This is a genomic window from Burkholderia sp. Tr-862, from assembly GCF_011753085.1.
GTDB classification, from domain to species: domain Bacteria; phylum Pseudomonadota; class Gammaproteobacteria; order Burkholderiales; family Burkholderiaceae; genus Burkholderia; species Burkholderia ambifaria.
Genome location: NZ_VWWG01000001.1, coordinates 100392 through 117668 on the forward strand (window position 1 = coordinate 100392; position 17277 = coordinate 117668).

A 17277-nucleotide genomic window follows, 5' to 3' on the forward strand; every position below is an offset into this window, starting at 1 on the left:
CTCCGCATGATCGATTCCCGATGAAACCCGAAAACCTGGTCGCCTGCCACGAATGCGACCTGCTGTTTTGGCGGCCGCCGCGCCTGCGCGCGCTGGCTGCGCACTGCCCGAGGTGCCGTGCCCGCGTGGGCGGCAGCGCGCACGGCCGTCCGGCGCTGGACCGGCGGTGCGCGATCGCGCTCGCCGCGCTGTTCACGTTGTTCATCGCGCAGGCCTTTCCCATCGTCGCGCTCGATGCAGCCGGCATCGCATCACACGCGACGCTGGCCGACGCGGTGGCCGCGTTGCGCTTGCACGGGCAACCGGTCGTGGCGGCGATCGTGTTCGGCACGACGATGTTGTTCCCGCTGCTGGAACTCGCCGCATGGCTGTACGTGCTCGTGCCGTTGCGCGCGGGCCGCGTACCGCCCTGCTTCGAGCCGGTCCTGCGCAACATGCAACGGCTGCGTCCGTGGAGCATGGTCGAAGTGTTCCTGCTCGGCATCCTGGTCACGATCGTCAAGATGACGAGCGTCGCGCACGTGATACCGGGCCCCGCGCTGTTTGCGTTCGGCGCCCTCACCGTGATGCTCGGCGTTCTCGCGTCGTTCGACCCGGGCGGCCTGTGGGAAGCGCGCGACGAAATCATCGCGCTGCGCGACGGCGGTACGCCCGCCGCGGAGTCGCGCCGGCGGCACACGCCGCGACGCGCTGCACCGGTGGCGCCCGACACAGCGGACGCCATGAACGCGACCAGCGCGACGGGGCACCACCGCCCGGCAAGCGTCACGGCCCGTGCCGCGGGGCTGGTCGCATGTCATACCTGCGGACGCGTGCAGCAACCGCATACCGAGGTCGCCGACGCGCGCTGCACGCGCTGCGGTTCGACGCTGCACGAACGCCGCCCGCACAGCACCGCCCGCACGGGCGCGCTCGTGATCGCGGCCGCGCTTCTCTACATTCCGGCGAACCTGCTGCCCATCATGCACGCGACCTCGCTCGGCCGCGCCGAGGACGACACCATTCTCGCCGGCGTCGCGTACTTCTGGACGTCCGGCGACTGGCCGCTCGCCGTCGTCGTGTTCGTCGCGAGCGTGCTCGTGCCGATGCTCAAGCTCGCGATTCTCGCGTTGCAGGCCATCGCCGCGCATCGCGGCACGCCACGGCGCCCGCTGGAACGCGCGCGGCTCCATCGACTGGTGGAGCGCGTGGGCCGCTGGTCGATGCTCGACGTGTTCGTCGTCGCGCTGACGATCGCGCTCGTGCATTTCGGTTCGTTCGCCGAGATCACGCCCGGCCCCGGCGCGCTGGCGTTCGGTGCCGTGGTCGTACTCACCATGTGCGCGTCGATGCAGTTCGATCCGCGACTCATCTGGGACGGCGCGCACCGCTCCGCCGCCAGCCCTCGATCCTGAACGAGCGCAAGCCCGTCGCAACTCTACGACTATTCATACGATGCTTCCCCTCGATTTGCCTGAACCCGAGATCCGGCCGCGCAGCCGCTGGATCCCGTCCCTCGTCTGGATCGTTCCGCTCGTGTGCGCGCTGATCGGGCTGTCGCTCGTGTACCGCAACATTGCCGCGACCGGCCCGACGATCACCGTCACGTTCGCGAACGCAGAAGGCCTCGAAGCCGGAAAGACCAAGGTCCGTTACAAGGACGTCGATATCGGCTCGGTGCAGGCCATCACGCTCACGCCCGACTTCAAGCGCGTGATCGTGCGCATCCAGCTCACCAAGGAAGCCGCGCGGTTCGCGAACCGCGATACGCGATTCTGGGTCGTTCGGCCGCGTGTCGGCGCCACCGGCATCTCCGGGCTCGGCACGCTGCTCTCCGGCGCGTACATCGGCGCGGACCTCGGCCGCTCGCCGCATGAGCAGACCGACTTCACCGGCCTCGAGACGCCGCCCGCCGTCACCGCGGACCAGCAGGGGCGCCGCTACCTGCTGCACGGCGATTCGCTCGGCTCGATCGACATCGGCTCGCCGGTGTTCTACCGGCACCTGCAGGTCGGCCAGGTGGTCGGCTTCTCGCTCGACAAGGATGGCACGGGCGTCGACGTGCAGGCGTTCGTGAAGGCGCCATACGACAAATACGTCGGCACCAACACGCGCTGGTGGCATGCAAGCGGCGTGGATCTGCGGCTCGATTCGAACGGCCTGAAGCTGAACACGCAGTCGCTCGCGACGGTGGTCGTCGGCGGCCTCGCGTTTCAGTCGCCGCCCGAGCAAGCCGATGCACCGCCGGCGGCCGACAACGCGTCGTTCCGGCTCGCGCCGGACGAAGCCGAGGCGATGCGCGACCCCGACGGCACGCCGCTGATGGTCGTCATGCGCTTCGACCAGTCGCTGCGCGGACTGTCCGTCGGCGCGCCGGTCGATTTGCGCGGCATCGCGCTCGGTCAGGTCACGAACATCGGGATCGAGTACAACGAGCACTCGCGCACGTTCAGCATGAAGGTCACGATGGCGCTGTATCCGTCGAGACTGAGCCGGCACAGCGACACCGCGCTACCGGCCCCCGATACGGCCGGCGGCCACGAACTCCTCGAGCACCTGGTGCTGCAGGGGCTGCGCGGGCAACTGCGCACCGGCAGCCTGCTCACGGGCCAGTTGTACGTGGCGCTCGACATGTTCCCGAAGGCGCCGCGCGCGAGCGTGGACGTGCGCCGCACGCCGGTCGAGCTGCCGACCGTTCCGAACACGCTCGACGAACTGCAGGTTCAGCTCGCCGACATCGCACGGAAGCTCGACAAGGTTCCGTTCGACCAGATCGGCAACAGTCTGAACGGTGCGCTCGAGCATGCGAATCAGCTGTTCGGCCACCTCGACGAGCAGGTCGTGCCGCAGGCGCGCGACACGCTGGCGGCGGCGCAACGCACGTTCGACGCCGCGCAGGCGACGCTGCGACAGGATTCGCCGATGCAATCGGACGTTCATGACGCGATGCAATCGCTCACGCATACGCTCCAGTCGCTCAATACGCTGGCCGACTATCTCGAGCGGCATCCGGAAGCGCTGCTCTTCGGCAAGAAAGGAGAACCGAAATGATGCTGCATTCGTTTCGCACGATCCGGATGCCGATCCGCATCGCAACGTGCGTCGCACTGGCCGTGCTCAGCGCCTGTGCGTCGCCGCCCGTACGGTTCCATACGCTCGGAATGGCGGATGGCGCGGGCGGCGAAACCGGCGCCTCGCGTCCCGCATGGCTGATCGACATGCAGAGCGTGCACGTCGCGGCGCCAGCGGACGGCAACCGGCTCGCGGTGCAGCGCGGCCCCGAACGGGTCGACATTCTGGAACAGGAGCGCTGGGTTTCGCCGCTCGGCGACGAGATGCGCGGCGGACTGTCGACGCGCGTCACGTCCCGGCTGAACACGATCGACGTTCACCGCGTCGCCCATCCGGATGGCACGCCGGTCTATCGGGTCGCCGTGGACGTCCAGCGTGTCGAATCGTGGCCGGCGTCTCACGTGCTGCTCGATGCGACGTGGACCGTGGACGCCGGCTCCGGACAGCCGGCACTGACGTGCCGCAGCATCGTTCGGGCCGGTGCATCGGCGGGCTACGACGCGCTCGTCGACGCGCATCGCCATGCGCTCGACACGCTCGCGCTCGGCATCGCCGCGGGCATTCGCGCGGCGGCCACGCACGCGCCGCCGCCCGCCGGATGCCGCGCGGGAACACTCGACCGACGGATCGCGCCCCCCGTCGCCGAGCGCGGCGCGCCGGATCCGCTCGACGATTGAATCGGGCCGCGAAATCGCGCCCGGTCAGGTTGGGCGACCGGCCTCGCGCCGGCGCCCTGCACGATCAAGCGACATCGTTAGACGAAATCATCCCGACGAAAAACGAATCGGCGCTGCGCCGTTCCCGCGTCGATCCAGCGTTTCGCGCGGTGCGGTGTGGCGCCGCTTCGATCATTTCCACCTGCATGGACAACCCAGGATGAAACCCGCCCGACTCACGCGCGAGCAACGCAGGCTCGACACCCGCGAACGGCTCATCGCCACCGCTCGCGCGCTATTCATCGCGAAAGGCTTTGCCGATACGAGCGTCGAACATATCGCCGAGGGCGCCGGGTACACGCGCGGCGCGTTCTATGCACACTTCGAACACAAGCGCGAGCTGTTGATCGAGATCCTTCGCCGCGACCACGATCGAATGATCACGAAAGTTCGGCTGGCGGCGCCGGAGAGCGGCGGCGCCTGCAGCGCAGCCGACTACGCGGAGATTGCCGCCGGCTGGGAATGTTTCCCGCTGTGGGTCGAGGTTCATCTGTACGCGCTGCGCGATGCCGCGTTTCGGCACATCGTCGACTGCCTGCACACCGAACCGGCTGCGCTAGCGGAGCCGGCCAGCGGCGCGGCGGGCGCCGCCGATCGGATGCCGTCCGCGACCGGCTGGGCAGCCGCGCTCGGCGTCGCGCTGCTGAGCGTCAGCGCGCGGGATGCCCGGCGCGACGATCCAGCGTAGCAAGCAACCACGCGAGCGCCCGTTCGAACCGTCGCCCCCGGCTATAATTTCAGCCGTTCCCCGACGAGTATCCGCACAATGACGGACGCCAATCTTCCTCACGTGCTGGTAGTCGACGACGATCCGGCGATCCGCGAACTGTTGTCCGGCTATCTGTCCGACAACGACATCCGCGTGACGGTTGCCGCTTCCGGCCAGGAAATGGCGGGCGCGCTGGATACGTTTGCGATCGATCTCGTGATTCTCGACCTGCGCATGCCGGGGGAAGACGGCGTGCAGATCGCCCGCGAGCTGCGCGCGCGCTCGAACCTGCCGATCATCATCGTGTCCGGCAAGCGGGACGAAGCCGACCGCGTGATGGCGCTCGAGCTCGGCGCCGACGACTACCTGACCAAGCCATTCAGCAACCGCGAGCTGCTCGCGCGCATCCGCGCATTGCTCCGGCGGGCCGGCGCGACGGCCCCCGCGACCGGGCGCAACAACGACGCCCGCGCGTATCGATTCGGCGGCTGGGAGTTGAACGTCGGCACCCGGCGGCTGACGGATCCGGACGGCGCCCCGGTCGAACTCACCAAAGGCGAATTCTGTCTGCTCAATGCGTTTCTCGCCGCACCCGGGCGCGTGCTGTCCCGCGACCAGTTGCTCGAGTCCAGCCGGCTGTACGACGACGTGTACGACCGCTCGATCGACGTCCAGATCCTGCGCCTGCGCCGCAAGATCGAACCCGATCCGTCGCATCCGGTTTTCATCCGTACCGTGCGCGGCGCCGGTTACGTGATGGACGCGCCGGTTACCCGACTGAGCGCGGCGGCGGGATGGACGAGCGCGAGCGCCGAGTGAGCGGACCGGCCGCGCACCCCGAGGGGCCTGTCCTTCCCCGCGCCGGCGCCGGTTGCAGCCGCAAGCCGGTGTGACGAACCGGACGACGAGGCCGACGCGCTCGGCTGCCGCGACCGGCTTGCGTAACGTGCAGTCGGCCCCGAGCAACGCATCGACCTCGCGCAGTGCGTGCACAGCGTGCTCCGAAAGGGACAAAATTGGGCTGCCGACGCCACGGCGCACCCGCCCGATTCCAGCCGCGCCCGCTTGCTGCGCCGTTTCACGCAGCGGCGCCGCGCGTGACAGACGAAACCCGCCGTCGATGCAGGACTGAACGCCCATGCCACACACGTCGCCCTATCACCGTACGCGCTGGCGAGCCAGGCGCCACCGGGCCATGATGCTGGCCGGCTGCCTCGCCCTCCTGCTCGTACTCGCCGCGTTCGTTCACGACACGACGTTTCGCGTCGGCGCCATCTTCGTGGGCGTGATTCTGCTGATGTATGTGCTAACCGCGTACATGCGCCGGCTGGAACACGCGAGCCGGGCGATGCGCGCAAGCGAGCAGCGCTGGCGCACCGTATTCGAGAACGCCCCCGTCGGGATCCTGGTGCTGCGCGCTCACGACCGCTACCTGATGGCCAACCCCGCCTTTCAGCAGATGGTCGGCTACAGCGACCGCGAGCTGGCTGAGCGGCGCGCATCGGACATCACGCATCCCGACGATCGGGCACTCACGCAAAATCATATCGATCAGCTGGTGCGCGGCCAGGATCGCGTCAGGTTTCAAAAGCGTTACGTGCACCGGGACGGCCGCGTCGTGTGGACCGACATGAGCGTGGCGCGCGTGTTTTCCGCTCATCAGCCGGCCGACACGGACGCGGAAGACCTGATCATCGCGACGGTCGAGGACATCACGCAGCGCCGGGCCGACGAAGAGGCGCGACATGGCCTCGAGCGCCAGTTGCGGCAGTCGCAGAAGCTCGAAGCGCTCGGCACCTTTGCCGGCGGTGTTGCGCACGACTTCAACAATATCCTTGCCGCGATTCTCGGCTTCGGCGATCGGGCGCTCGCCAGCGTTGCGCCCGACGCACCGGCACACCGCTACATCGAACAGGTGCTGAGGGCCGGCGAACGCGCGCGGCTGCTGGTCGAGCGCATCCTGACGTTCAGCCGCAGCGGCCGGACGGCCAGGGTGCCCGTCGATGTCGGCGCGGTGGTCGACGAGGCGATCGAGCTCGTGCGCGAGACGCTGCCGGCGCAGGTCGCACTCGAGGTGCGCGTACCGGCGCACGATATGTGCATTCTGGGCGACGCCACGCATCTGCATCAGGTCGTGATGAACCTGTGCAGCAACGCGATCCATGCCATGCCTTCAGGCGGCACGCTGCGCGTCGAACTCGACCTGGTCTGCATCGAGACGCCGCGCTCGCTGTCGCACGGCGCGGTGAGCGCCGGCCGTTTCGTGCGTCTCTCGGTTGCGGACGGCGGCAACGGCATTCCGGCCGAGATCCTCGAGCGAATCTTCAATCCGTTCTTCACGACGCGCGCCGCCGGCGAGGGGATCGGTCTCGGCCTGTCGCTCGTCGACGGCATCGTCCGCGAACACGGCGGGGCCGTCGACGTCCACTCCACGCCCGGCGAAGGTGCGCGTTTCGACGTTTATCTGCCCGCCGCGGACGCGCGCCCGGCCCGGCTAGCCGAGACGATCCCGGTGCCTCACGGCGGCGGGCAGGTGGTCCTGCTGGTCGACGACGAGGACGCGCTCGTCCGGCTCGGGGAAGAGGTGCTGGCCGATCTCGGCTACGAACCGGTCGGATTTTCATCGAGCGAGGCCGCCTGGACTGCATTGGATGCTGATCCGGCCCGCTTCGACGTCGTCGTGACCGACCATACGATGCCGCATCTGACAGGCTTGCAGCTCGCGGCGCGCATCGCGCGGCGGCGCAACGACCTTCCGGTCATCCTGTGCAGCGGTTTCAGCACACCGGCGCTCGAACGAGAGGCCGACGCGCTCGGCGTCAGGATGGTGCTGCGCAAACCGCTGAAGACGCACGATCTCGCGCGCGCGCTCGCCGCCGTGCTGCGCTGACCGACCGCCGGGCCGGCCGCGCATGACGCGCATGACGCGCCGTCGCCGTCGACGGCAGGTTCGATTTCAGATGTAACACGGCAGCCGCAATCTGCAACGCACGAGAAATGCCGAACGCCGACACTCCATTGCAACGCAATCTCGCAATGGAGCGTACGCATGGAAGCAACGGCACTCCTGCTGTCCCGAATCCAGTTCGCGGCCACAGTCTCGTTTCACATCATCTTCCCGTCGTTCACCATCGGGCTCGCGGCGTGGCTCGCGGTGCTCGAGGCCATGTCCGTTGCGACCGGCAATCGCGTGTACCGCCGCGTGTTCGAGTTCTGGCTGAAGATTTTCGGCGTCGCGTTCGGCATGGGCGTGGTCTCGGGCATCGTGATGGCGTTCCAGTTCGGCACGAACTGGAGCGAGCTGTCCCGCGCGAGCGGCCCGATCCAGGGGCCGCTGCTCACTTACGAATCGTTTACCGCGTTCGCGCTCGAGGCCACGTTTTTCGGCGTGATGATGTTCGGCCGCGCCCGGGTGCGGCCGTGGTTCTATCTGACGTCGTGCATCCTCGTCGCCGCCGGCACGACGATGTCGGCGTTCTGGATTCTCGTCAACAACTCGTGGATGCAGCATCCGGTCGGATACGTCGTACAAAACGGCGTATTCGTGCCGACCGACTGGGCGGCGATCATCTTCAACCACGTCGTATGGGTCCGCTTCCCGCACATGCTGCTGGGCGCCTATCTGACGACCGCATTTTGCGTGGCTGCCGTCGGCGCCGCGTATCTGCTGAAGGATCGTTACCGGATCGAGGCCACGGTCATGGTACGGATGTCCGTCACCCTCGCCGCCGTACTCGTCCCGCTGCAGATCGTGTTCGGCCACCTCACCGGCGACTACCTGCACGACGATCAGCCGGCCAAATTCGCCGCGGTCGAAGGACGATGGACCGACGAGCAGCCGGCCGCCGAAGTGATCTTCGCGATTCCCGATGCCGCGCATGAGCGCAATCGCCTCGAATGGAAAGTGCCGGTTCTCGGCAGCCTCGTTGCGTCAGGCACCGTCGACTCGCGTGAAGTCGGGCTGACCGATTTCGCCGCCGCCGACCGGCCGCCCGTGCTGATTCCGTTCTTCGCGTTCCGCGTGATGGCCGGGTGCGGGCTCGTCATGCTGGCGCTTGCGTGGGCAGGCACCGCCGTTGCCCGGCGCGGCAGGCTGGAGCAACGACGCTGGCTGCTCTGGCCGCTCGCGCTCAGCTTCCCGCTCGGCTTCATCGCGATCCTGGCCGGCTGGTTCACGGCCGAAGTCGGGCGGCAGCCCTGGACCGTGTGGGGCGTGCTGCGCACCGCCGACGCGCTCACGCCCGGGCTCACCGCGCACTTCGCCGCCGCGACGCTCGCGCTGTTCGTCGCCATCTACGCGTTCATTTTCTGCTTCGGCGTGTACTACATCGTGCGAATCGTGCAGCGCGGCCTCGCTGACGGCAACGTGCTGACGGTCTGGAACGGCCATGTCATTCAGCGGACGTATGCACTCGCGGCGCGGCCGGAGCGCGCACCGACGCCGACCGTCCACAAGATTCGATAAGGAGAACTTCGATGATGAACTGGTTCTGGTTCGTCGAGCTTGCGTTCGCGCTCGTCGCTTACCTGATGCTCGACGGGTTCGATCTCGGCGTCGGCATGCTGACGGCCTTTGCAGGCGATGCGCGCGACGAGATGATCGCGTCGATCGCGCCGGTGTGGGACGGCAACGGCACGTGGCTCGTCATTGCCGGCACGATCCTGTTCGGCGCATTCCCGTCGGTGTATTCGATCGTGCTGCCGGCGCTGTACGCGCCGCTCGGCATGATGCTGGCCGGCCTGATCATGCGCGGCGTCGCGATCGAGTTCCGCCACAAGGCGGTCCGCTCGCGCCGAATCTGGGACGTCCTGCTGTTCGCCGGCTCGCTGCTCGCAAGCGTCATGCAGGGCGTGTGCGTGGGCACCTACGCACAGGGGTTGCCGGTCGATCACCTGCGCTACACGGGCAACGGGTTCGAATGGTGCTCGCCGTTCGCGCTGTGGTGCGGCGCGAGCCTCGCGCTCGGCTATGTGCTGCTCGGCTCGGGGTGGCTGGTATTGAAGGGACGCGACGCATTGCAGCACATCGGTCGCGACGCGATCAACCGGCTCGCGCCGATCACCGCGCTGTTCGTCCTGTCGATTCTCGCGTCGACCCTGTTGACCGAAACTGCCGTCGAAACGCGCTGGCTCCTGCATCCGCTGCTGTTCGCGCTGCCGGTCGCCGCGTGCCTGACATTCCTTTACGTGCCCTCCGCGGCGCGACGCGAGGGTGCGGCGGCCTATCTGTTCGCCGCCGCCGGATGCATCGCGATGGTGCTGATGCTCGCCGCGTCGTATCTGCCGTTCATCGTGCCGTTCGACGTCACGCTCGACGCGGCTGCCGCGCCGCGCTCGAGCCAGACGTTCATGTTCTGGGGAGCCGGGCTGTTCATCTTGCCGTTCATCGTGTTCTACACGTACGTCGCGTATTCGGTGTTTCGCGGCAAGGCGTCCAGCGTGCACGCGTACCACTGACGCATTCGCTTCCAGCATTCCATTCAACCGAGGAATCCCATGAAAGTCGCCCTTTTCATTCCGTGTTTCATCGACGCGTTCTACCCCGAGGTCGGCATTGCCACGCTGCAGTTGCTCGAGCGCCTGGGCTGCGATGTCGACTATCCGCTCGACCAGACCTGCTGCGGCCAGCCGATGGGCAACAGCGGTTGCGAAAAACAGGCCGCGGCGACACAGAACCTGTTCGTGAAGAACTTCACCGGCTACGACTACATCGTCGCGCCGAGCGGCAGCTGCGTGCACCACGTGCGCGACCACCTCACGGCCGCCGACCAGACGCGCGACGCAGTCGCCGTGCGCAAGAACACGTACGAGCTCGTTGAATTTCTCCACGACGTGCTGCGCGTGCGCGAATTCCCGTGGGCCGAGTTCCCGCACAAGGTCGGGCTGCACAACAGTTGCGGCACGCTGCGCGCGCTGCGTACCGCGAAGATGTCGGAGATCGACGAGCCGTTCTTCTCGAAGCCGCTGGCGCTGCTCCAGGGCGTGAAAGGCATCGAATTCATCCAGCCCGACCGCCCCGACGAATGCTGCGGCTTCGGCGGCACCTTCTGCGTATCGGAGGCGCCTGTGTCGGCGCGCATGGGCGCGGACAAGGTTCGCGACCATCAGCGCAACGGCGCCGAGTACATCGTATCAGCCGATTCGTCGTGCCTGATGCACCAGAAAGGCTGCTCGGACCGCCTCGAGCTCGGCCTGAAATTCATCCATATCGCGCAGATTCTGAATGGAGCACGAGCATGAAACGCGTAGACCACGTCGGAGCGTCCGAGAAATTCATCGCGGACGAGAAACACATCCAGTTCCACGACAAGCGCTTGTGGGAGTTGCGCACGTCGCGCGACGCCGAAGTGCACGGCATCCCCGAATGGGAGGAGCTGCGTACCCTCGCGTCGGAGATCAAGGAGCACACGCTCACGCATCTGCCCGAGTATCTCGAGGAATTCGAGCGCAACGCGACGGCCAACGGCGTCGTCGTCCACTGGGCGAAAGACGCCGAGGAACACAACCGGATCGTGTACGAGATCCTGGACCGGCGCAACGCGAAGCTGCTCGTCAAGAGCAAGTCGATGCTGACCGAGGAATGCGAGATGCGCCCGTATCTGGAAGAGCGCGGCATCACGGTCGTCGAGACCGATCTCGGCGAGCAGATCCAGCAGCTCGACGACGAGCTGCCCTCGCACATCGTCGTGCCGGCCGTGCACAAGCTCGCGACTGACGTCGCCAAAATCTTCTCCGAGAAGATCGGCACCGACCCGAACGAAAGCAGCATTCCCAAACTGGCCGAAGCGCAGCGCAACGCCACGCGCCCGCTGATCCTGAACGCCGACGCAGGCATGACCGGATGCAACTTCGCGGTCGCGGAAACGGGCGGCATCACCGTGTGCACGAACGAAGGCAACGCGGACCTGAGCGCCAACGTGCCGCCGCTGCACATCGCGTCGATCGGCATCGAGAAACTGATTCCGAAGCTCGAACATCTCGGCGTGTTCATACGCATGCTGTCGCGCAACGCGATCGGCTCGCCGATCACGCAGTACACATCGCACTTCCGCGGGCCGAAAAAAGGCGGCGAGATGCATTTCGTGCTGGTCGACAACGGCCGCTCGGAGCGACTCGGCATGGACGATTTCTGGTACTCGCTGAAGTGCATCCGCTGCGGCGCGTGCATGAACACGTGCCCGGTCTATCGTCGCAGCAGCGGCCTCAGCTATGGCGGCGTGTACTCGGGGCCGATCGGCGCGATCATCAACCCGACCTTCAACCTGCGCAAGTACAGCTCGCTGCCGTTCGCGTCCACGATGAACGGCAGTTGCACCAGCGTGTGCCCGGTGAGGATCAACATCCACGAGCAAATCTACAAGTGGCGGCAGATCGTGGCCGAACAGCACGAGTTGCCGTTCGTCAAGCAGGAGGCGATGAAAGTCGCCGGCCAGGTGCTGTCGCGGCCCGCGCTGTACCGCGCGGCCGTCAAGACGGCGGGCACCGCGGTATCGGTGCTGCCGCGCGCCGTGCTCTACAACCCGCTCAATGTGTGGGGCAAGCAACGCGAAGTGCCCGACGCGCCCGAGCAGACTTTCCGTGACTGGTATCTGAAGAGGAACAAGAAATGAGCAGCCGAGACCTGATGCTTTCCCGTTTGCGCGAAGTGCGCCCCACCCGCCGGCCGCTGCCGCAGGTGCCGATGTTCGACACGAATCTGCCGCCCGCCGTCGACACGTTTCGCACGTCGCTCGCGCGGCTCGGCGGCACGTGGTGCGCGTTGCCGGAGCGCACGTCGCTCGACGCATTCATTCGCTCCCGGTTTCCCGGCGCATCCGTGTTCTGCTCCGCGCCCCCCGAATTCGACGGCAACCGCGACCTCGCGGCGATCGACGATCCGCGTGAGCTGAACGATGTCGACGTCGGGATCGTGCGCCCCGCGTTCGCCGTCTCGGAGACAGGCTCGATATGGCTCAGCGAGACGCAATACAACGTCAACGCGCTCGGTTACCTGTCGCAGCACCTGGTCGCGCTGCTCGACCCCGCGGACATCGTCGGCAACCTGCATCACGCGTATCACCGCAGCGAGTTCTTCGCGGCCAACTATGCGGTGCTGATGAGCGGACCGTCGGCGACCGCCGACATCGAGGGCGTACTGGTTCGCGGCGCGCAAGGCATTCGGTCGCTCACCATCATCCCGGTGCCGAGGCCAGTTACCACGCGATAACGCAGGAGCATGCGATGAGCGCCATCAAGCGCATCCGCGACACGATCGCCCGCGCATTGCGCGACGGGCGGCACCACCTGCCGCTCTCGGCAGCGCTCAAGGCCGGGCTGATCTGCGCGGCGCCCGCGCTGCTCGCCGCCACGCTGCACGCGCCGTTGCTGTGCTGGGCCGCGATCGCCGCGTTCTGGACGTGTCTTGCAGACGATCCGTCCGAATCGATCCGCACGCGCACCGGTGCGGGGTTGTGGTTCGGTGCGATCGGTGCGCTCGCGTCCGCGTGCGCGACGACCGTCGCGGATGTCGGGTGGCTCGCCGTCGCGCTGACGGGCGTCGCGGTCTACATCGGCGGCCTCGCACGGCTCGGCGGCGCGGTGATGGGCACGCGCGGATTGCTGCTCGCCACCGCATGCGCGGTGTCGGCCGCGTTTCCCGCGCATCCATGGCCGGCGCCCGCCCAGTATGCCGCGAGCTTTGCCGGCGGAAGCCTGTGGGCGGTCGTCTGTCTCGTGGGATTCTGGCGGGAAAGCCACACAGCCCGCGCACGCAGGGCGGCCTTCGCATACCTGTATGCGGCGAGTTCGTTCGTGCGCGCGCTGGTGCCGGTCGCACAGGATCCACGGCGCGCAAGCGGCTCGAGTCGCGCCGCGTTGCGAACGCGACTCGACGCGATGACGCGCACGGCCCGAGCCGAGCCGATGGGCGCCGGCACGGCCGCCACGGTGTGGCAACTCGGCGGCGAAAGGTCGATCGCGTTGCTGGCGGGCCTCGAAAGCCTGCTGTGCAACCGTCCCGCGGACTGCACCACCGCGGCCACCCTGCTCGTTCCGTTGCTGCACCGGCTCGTCGCATTGATCGATGCGCATGCCGATGCGGTGCTCGAACGGCCAGGCTGCGAGGCCGCGCTCGCACGGCTGCGCAACCGGCTGGCGGCCGACATGCGCGGCGCGACGCTGCGCGCGGACGGTTCCGCACTCGACGACCACGCGCGCGCATGGCTGCAATCGTGCATGACGCTCGTGACGGCATTCACCGATATCGGCGATATCCGCGCCGGCGATCAAAACCAGGCGCCGCCCGCCGCGCGCGAACGGCCGCGCCTATTCCAGGCGATCGGCTTCGCAATGAGGGCGGCGCTGACGGAAATTCGCGCAAGCGGACGCATCGCGCGATATGCGCTGCGGCTGGCGGTTGCGGCCATGCTCTCCGCCGTACTCGCCCGCGCGCTTGGCGTTCAGCAAGGTTACTGGATCGTGCTGACCACGTTGTTCGTCGTGCAGCCCACCGTGCCGCACACGGTCAGAATTTCCGGCCTGCGGGTATTCGGAACGATCCTGGGCGCGATCGTCGCATCGGGCGTCGCGCTCGCGTCTCACAACATGGCGCTTCTCGCGCTGGCGATCGTCCCGCTCGCAACCGGGACCTTTTCCGCGCGGCCGGTCAGCTACGTGTCGTACATCCTGTTCCTCACGCCGCATTTCATTCTCGTAGCGTATCTCGGCGCGCCCGTCGCATCGCCCTGGCTGCTCGCCGGCATACGGGTCGCGAACAGCGTCGCGGGCGCGCTCGTTGCGCTCGGCGTGAGCGTGCTCGCATGGCCCGAGTGGGAGCGGGGCAAGCTCGACGCCGTATCGAACCGGGCGATCGCCGCGGTGGCCGAATACATCGAGCTCGTCCGTGCATTCGTGTCGAAGCGCGGCGTCGAAGCAGACGATCTGATTGCCGCGAGGCGGCGGGCGTGCGGCGCGACCGACGAACTCGACGCGCTGTCGGCGGCCATGCGCCTGGAAACGGGCACGAAGCGATCGCGTATCGACGACGCTTGCGAGCTGGTCCGTCAGCTGCGCGATGCGGTCGGCGGCGCCGCGCCGCTCGAATGTCTCGCCGCGAGCATGAGCGAGGCGCGCCGCGAACGGCTCGCCACGGTCGATCTATCGGGCGTCGAGATGCCAGCCGATGCGACCGCGCGCGCCGTGACCGTTCGCGATTCGCGCGCGCGTCGTTTTATTCCGTTCAGAACCGATCACCCACCGAAACGAACGTGGTGATCGGATCGATCTTGATCCGCGTCGAGCGGGTCGCGGTTGCGACCGGCGCCGCATCGACGCAATCACCGGCCAACCGGCCGTTCAGCGACGCGTAAGAAAGGGCCACCCGGCCGGGATTCGCCAAACATCCGCCACATCTCGGCCCAAGCTGCCGTGTCGCCGCTCATCCGCAATTGACCCACCCGGGCCTGGCAGCGAGCGACGGCACGGCTTCACTGCGCCGTCTCGGCCGTTTCCACGACCGGCAGCGGCCGGCTTGCGATCTTCTCGGCTTCCGCGCGCTTGAGCCCCAGCGTATGCAGCAGCGTTGCCGCCGTGCGTTCCGGGAAATGCTCTCCGCTGAAGCCGAGCTCCTTCAGCACATCGGCCGCCGGCGCGCCCGGCGCGACGAAGTTGAGCTCGGCCGCAATTGAGGTCAGCACCGTACCGCCTACCGAAAGGAAGCCGATGAACGGGTCGGCGACCACGAAGCGTTTTTCGGCGATGCCGCGCTCGATGTCCCGCAGCAGGCGCTGGCCCAGGCCAAGCGTCAGGACGCGCGCCGAAAAACCCTCGCGTATCAGGAAGTGTCCCCACACCGGCTCGCGCCGCGCGCGCATCAGCGTATGCCGCACCGACACGGAAATGATTTCCGCCGGGTCGGACAAGCCGCTGGCCACGCGATCGAGCGAATCCGCGAATTCCTCGAATACCGATTCCACGAGCGTCGCGTAGATCGCCTCCTTCGATTCGAAGTGGTTGTAGAACGAGCCGAAGCCGACGTCCGCGGCCTCGGTGATTTCGTTGATGGCGACGCCTTCCATGCCCTTTTCCGCCATCAGCCTGAGCGCGGCGTCCAGCAGGCGGGCACGGGTCTCGCGCTTGCGGCGCGCGCCGCGCGGCTCGCGCTCTTCGGCGACCGCGACCGCGGGATTGGCTGCTTCCGGCGCGTTGGCGGCTTCCGGAGCGGAGCGCTTCGGTGTCCGGCGATTCGGTGTATTCGGCATGACGTTTCCGATCCTTGTTCGTGCCCAAGTATAGATTCAAATGTCTACATTGACAAAGTTATCATTCATGACTTTAATGTCACAAAAGGCGGCTGAACGAAGCCCCGGGAACCGATCGACAAACGAATGGAGAAACGGTGGAGACACATCTGCACACGGGCGCCAGCGCGTCCATCCACATCAATTCGCGCTCCTCGCCGGTGGGCGGGTTGCCGGCGACGCACGATGGACTGATCGAAGAATTCGGGCCAGTCGGCGCCGCAACGGCCCCTGTGCCGGCCAGTTACGGTAGCCGCGACGACGCGCATCGCTCCCCTGCGAAATCGACGATCGACCTCGCGACATTCATGCGTCGGCCAGACGTGTCGTGCGACGGTGCGATTGCGTGCCTGCCGTTGCGCGGACAGCTCCTCGATGCGACGGCGCCCGCCTTCGCGATTGCCGTTCGACCTGCCTGACTGCCATCCGCCATGAAACTGACCACCACCCAGCCGGCTCGACACCCCCGCCCCACGACGAAGGCATCGGCGCTCGCCTATCTGATCTTCGATCGTCCGGACCTCGACGAGGCCGAGCACTTTCTCAATGACTTCGGTCTTCAAACGGTGCGGCGGGACGACACGCAATTGCTGCTGCGCGGAACGGGCACCGCACACTTCTGTTATGTCGTTCGCCACGCGCCGAAGGCTCGCTTCGTCGGCTTCGGCTTGCGGGTCGACAGTCGGGCCGATCTGGAGGCGCTCGCCAGCGTCCCTGGCGCGTCGAAGGTCGAGGCATCGGATTGGCCCGGTGGCGGCCAGCGGGTGCGCCTCACCGATCCGTCCGGTTTCCGGGTCGACGCGATTGCGGGCCAGACACGGGCCGACACGCTGCCGCATCGCGCGCCGCTCCCGTTCAACTCGGTCGACGCGCCCGTCCGAATCAACGAGACGCAGCGGCCGCCGGCGAGCACCCCGGAAGTCATTCGGCTCGGGCACGTCGTGCTCGAACTTGCCGACTTCCAGGCAACCTGCGCGTGGTACACGCAGCATTTCGGGTTCATCCCCAGCGATGTCCAGGTGCTGCCGGACGGCTCCCCCGCGGTGGCATTCATGCGGCTCGATCTGGGCGACAAGCCGGCCGATCACCATACGCTCGCGCTCGCCCAGGGGTTCCTGCCGACGTATAGCCATAGCGCGTACGAACTGGTCGACGCCGATGCCGTCGGCATGGGCCAGCGCATGCTCCGCGACAGCGGGTGGACACATGCGTGGGGCATCGGCCGACACATTCTCGGCAGCCAGATCTTCGACTACTGGCAGGACCCTTGGGGCGACAAGCACGAACACTATTGCGACGGCGACTTGTTCACGGCTAACGAGCCGACGGGCGTGCACCCGGTCAGCCGCGAAGCGATGGCGCAGTGGGGCCCGACGATGCCGCGCAGCTTCACGAAGCCCCGGTTCACGCCGTCGAGCCTCGCGGCGCTGTTTCGCAACCTGCGCCGCAGCCCCGATCTGACGCTCAGCAAGCTGCTGACCCTGGCGAAGCTGTTCGCCTGACCCCAACCGCCTATTCGACTCAC

15 protein-coding genes are annotated in these 17277 nt (G+C 67.3%); 14 read left to right on the forward strand and 1 reads right to left on the reverse strand.

What is annotated here, in order from left to right; all coding sequences use genetic code 11:
• Positions 1-20 precede the first annotated feature (20 nt).
• From F3J14_RS00415 to F3J14_RS00470, 12 genes are all read left to right on the forward strand, one after another.
• Positions 21-1394, forward strand: a complete 1374-nt coding sequence (locus F3J14_RS00415) for a paraquat-inducible protein A (protein ID WP_166721275.1) — start codon at positions 21-23, stop codon at positions 1392-1394.
• A gap of 40 nt (positions 1395-1434) precedes the next feature.
• Positions 1435-3030, forward strand: a complete 1596-nt coding sequence (locus F3J14_RS00420) for an MlaD family protein (protein WP_166721276.1) — start codon at positions 1435-1437, stop codon at positions 3028-3030.
• Positions 3027-3728: a PqiC family protein gene (locus F3J14_RS00425; RefSeq protein WP_166721277.1), complete on the forward strand. Its 702-nt coding sequence runs from the start codon at positions 3027-3029 to the stop codon at positions 3726-3728. The genes F3J14_RS00420 and F3J14_RS00425 overlap by 4 nt, the downstream gene beginning before the upstream one ends.
• A gap of 199 nt (positions 3729-3927) precedes the next feature.
• Positions 3928-4455 (forward strand): TetR/AcrR family transcriptional regulator, encoded by a 528-nt coding sequence (locus F3J14_RS00430; protein ID WP_166721278.1) that lies wholly within the window; start codon positions 3928-3930, stop codon positions 4453-4455.
• Positions 4456-4533: 78 nt separating this feature from the next.
• Complete coding sequence (locus F3J14_RS00435) at positions 4534-5295, forward strand: response regulator transcription factor (RefSeq protein WP_166721279.1); 762 nt, start codon at positions 4534-4536, stop codon at positions 5293-5295.
• A 376-nt stretch (positions 5296-5671) separates the two neighbouring features.
• On the forward strand, positions 5672-7366 hold the full coding sequence (locus F3J14_RS00440; protein ID WP_166721280.1) for an ATP-binding protein: 1695 nt from the start codon (positions 5672-5674) through the stop codon (positions 7364-7366).
• 159 nt (positions 7367-7525) lie between these two features.
• A complete protein-coding gene (locus F3J14_RS00445; RefSeq protein ID WP_166721281.1) occupies positions 7526-8941 on the forward strand; it encodes a cytochrome ubiquinol oxidase subunit I in 1416 nt (471 codons plus the stop codon).
• 11 nt (positions 8942-8952) lie between these two features.
• The gene (gene cydB / locus F3J14_RS00450) at positions 8953-9933 is read left to right on the forward strand and encodes a cytochrome d ubiquinol oxidase subunit II (protein WP_166721282.1); all 981 of its coding nucleotides are present in this window, start codon (positions 8953-8955) and stop codon (positions 9931-9933) included.
• Between the two features lie 39 nt (positions 9934-9972).
• Positions 9973-10716 carry a (Fe-S)-binding protein gene (locus F3J14_RS00455; RefSeq protein WP_166721283.1) on the forward strand — a complete coding sequence of 248 codons (744 nt, stop codon included), beginning with the start codon at positions 9973-9975 and terminating at the stop codon, positions 10714-10716.
• Positions 10713-12086: a lactate utilization protein B gene (locus F3J14_RS00460; protein ID WP_166721284.1), complete on the forward strand. Its 1374-nt coding sequence runs from the start codon at positions 10713-10715 to the stop codon at positions 12084-12086. The genes F3J14_RS00455 and F3J14_RS00460 overlap by 4 nt, the downstream gene beginning before the upstream one ends.
• Positions 12083-12682 carry an LUD domain-containing protein gene (locus F3J14_RS00465; RefSeq protein WP_166721285.1) on the forward strand — a complete coding sequence of 200 codons (600 nt, stop codon included), beginning with the start codon at positions 12083-12085 and terminating at the stop codon, positions 12680-12682. Before F3J14_RS00460 ends, F3J14_RS00465 begins: the two co-directional genes overlap by 4 nt.
• 14 nt (positions 12683-12696) lie before the next feature.
• Positions 12697-14727: an FUSC family protein gene (locus F3J14_RS00470; RefSeq protein ID WP_166721286.1), complete on the forward strand. Its 2031-nt coding sequence runs from the start codon at positions 12697-12699 to the stop codon at positions 14725-14727.
• A gap of 212 nt (positions 14728-14939) precedes the next feature.
• Here F3J14_RS00470 and F3J14_RS00475 read toward each other — a convergent pair whose 3' ends face one another.
• Positions 14940-15713, reverse strand: coding sequence for a TetR/AcrR family transcriptional regulator (locus F3J14_RS00475; RefSeq protein ID WP_166721287.1), 774 nt, complete (start codon positions 15711-15713; stop codon positions 14940-14942).
• A 137-nt stretch (positions 15714-15850) separates the two neighbouring features.
• Between F3J14_RS00475 and F3J14_RS00480 the strand changes: the two genes are divergently transcribed.
• Together F3J14_RS00480 and F3J14_RS00485 are read left to right on the forward strand one after the other, a co-directional pair.
• The gene (locus tag F3J14_RS00480) at positions 15851-16171 is read left to right on the forward strand and encodes a hypothetical protein (protein WP_348771927.1); all 321 of its coding nucleotides are present in this window, start codon (positions 15851-15853) and stop codon (positions 16169-16171) included.
• Between the two features lie 12 nt (positions 16172-16183).
• Positions 16184-17254, forward strand: a complete 1071-nt coding sequence (locus F3J14_RS00485) for a VOC family protein (protein WP_166721288.1) — start codon at positions 16184-16186, stop codon at positions 17252-17254.
• Positions 17255-17277 lie beyond the last annotated feature (23 nt).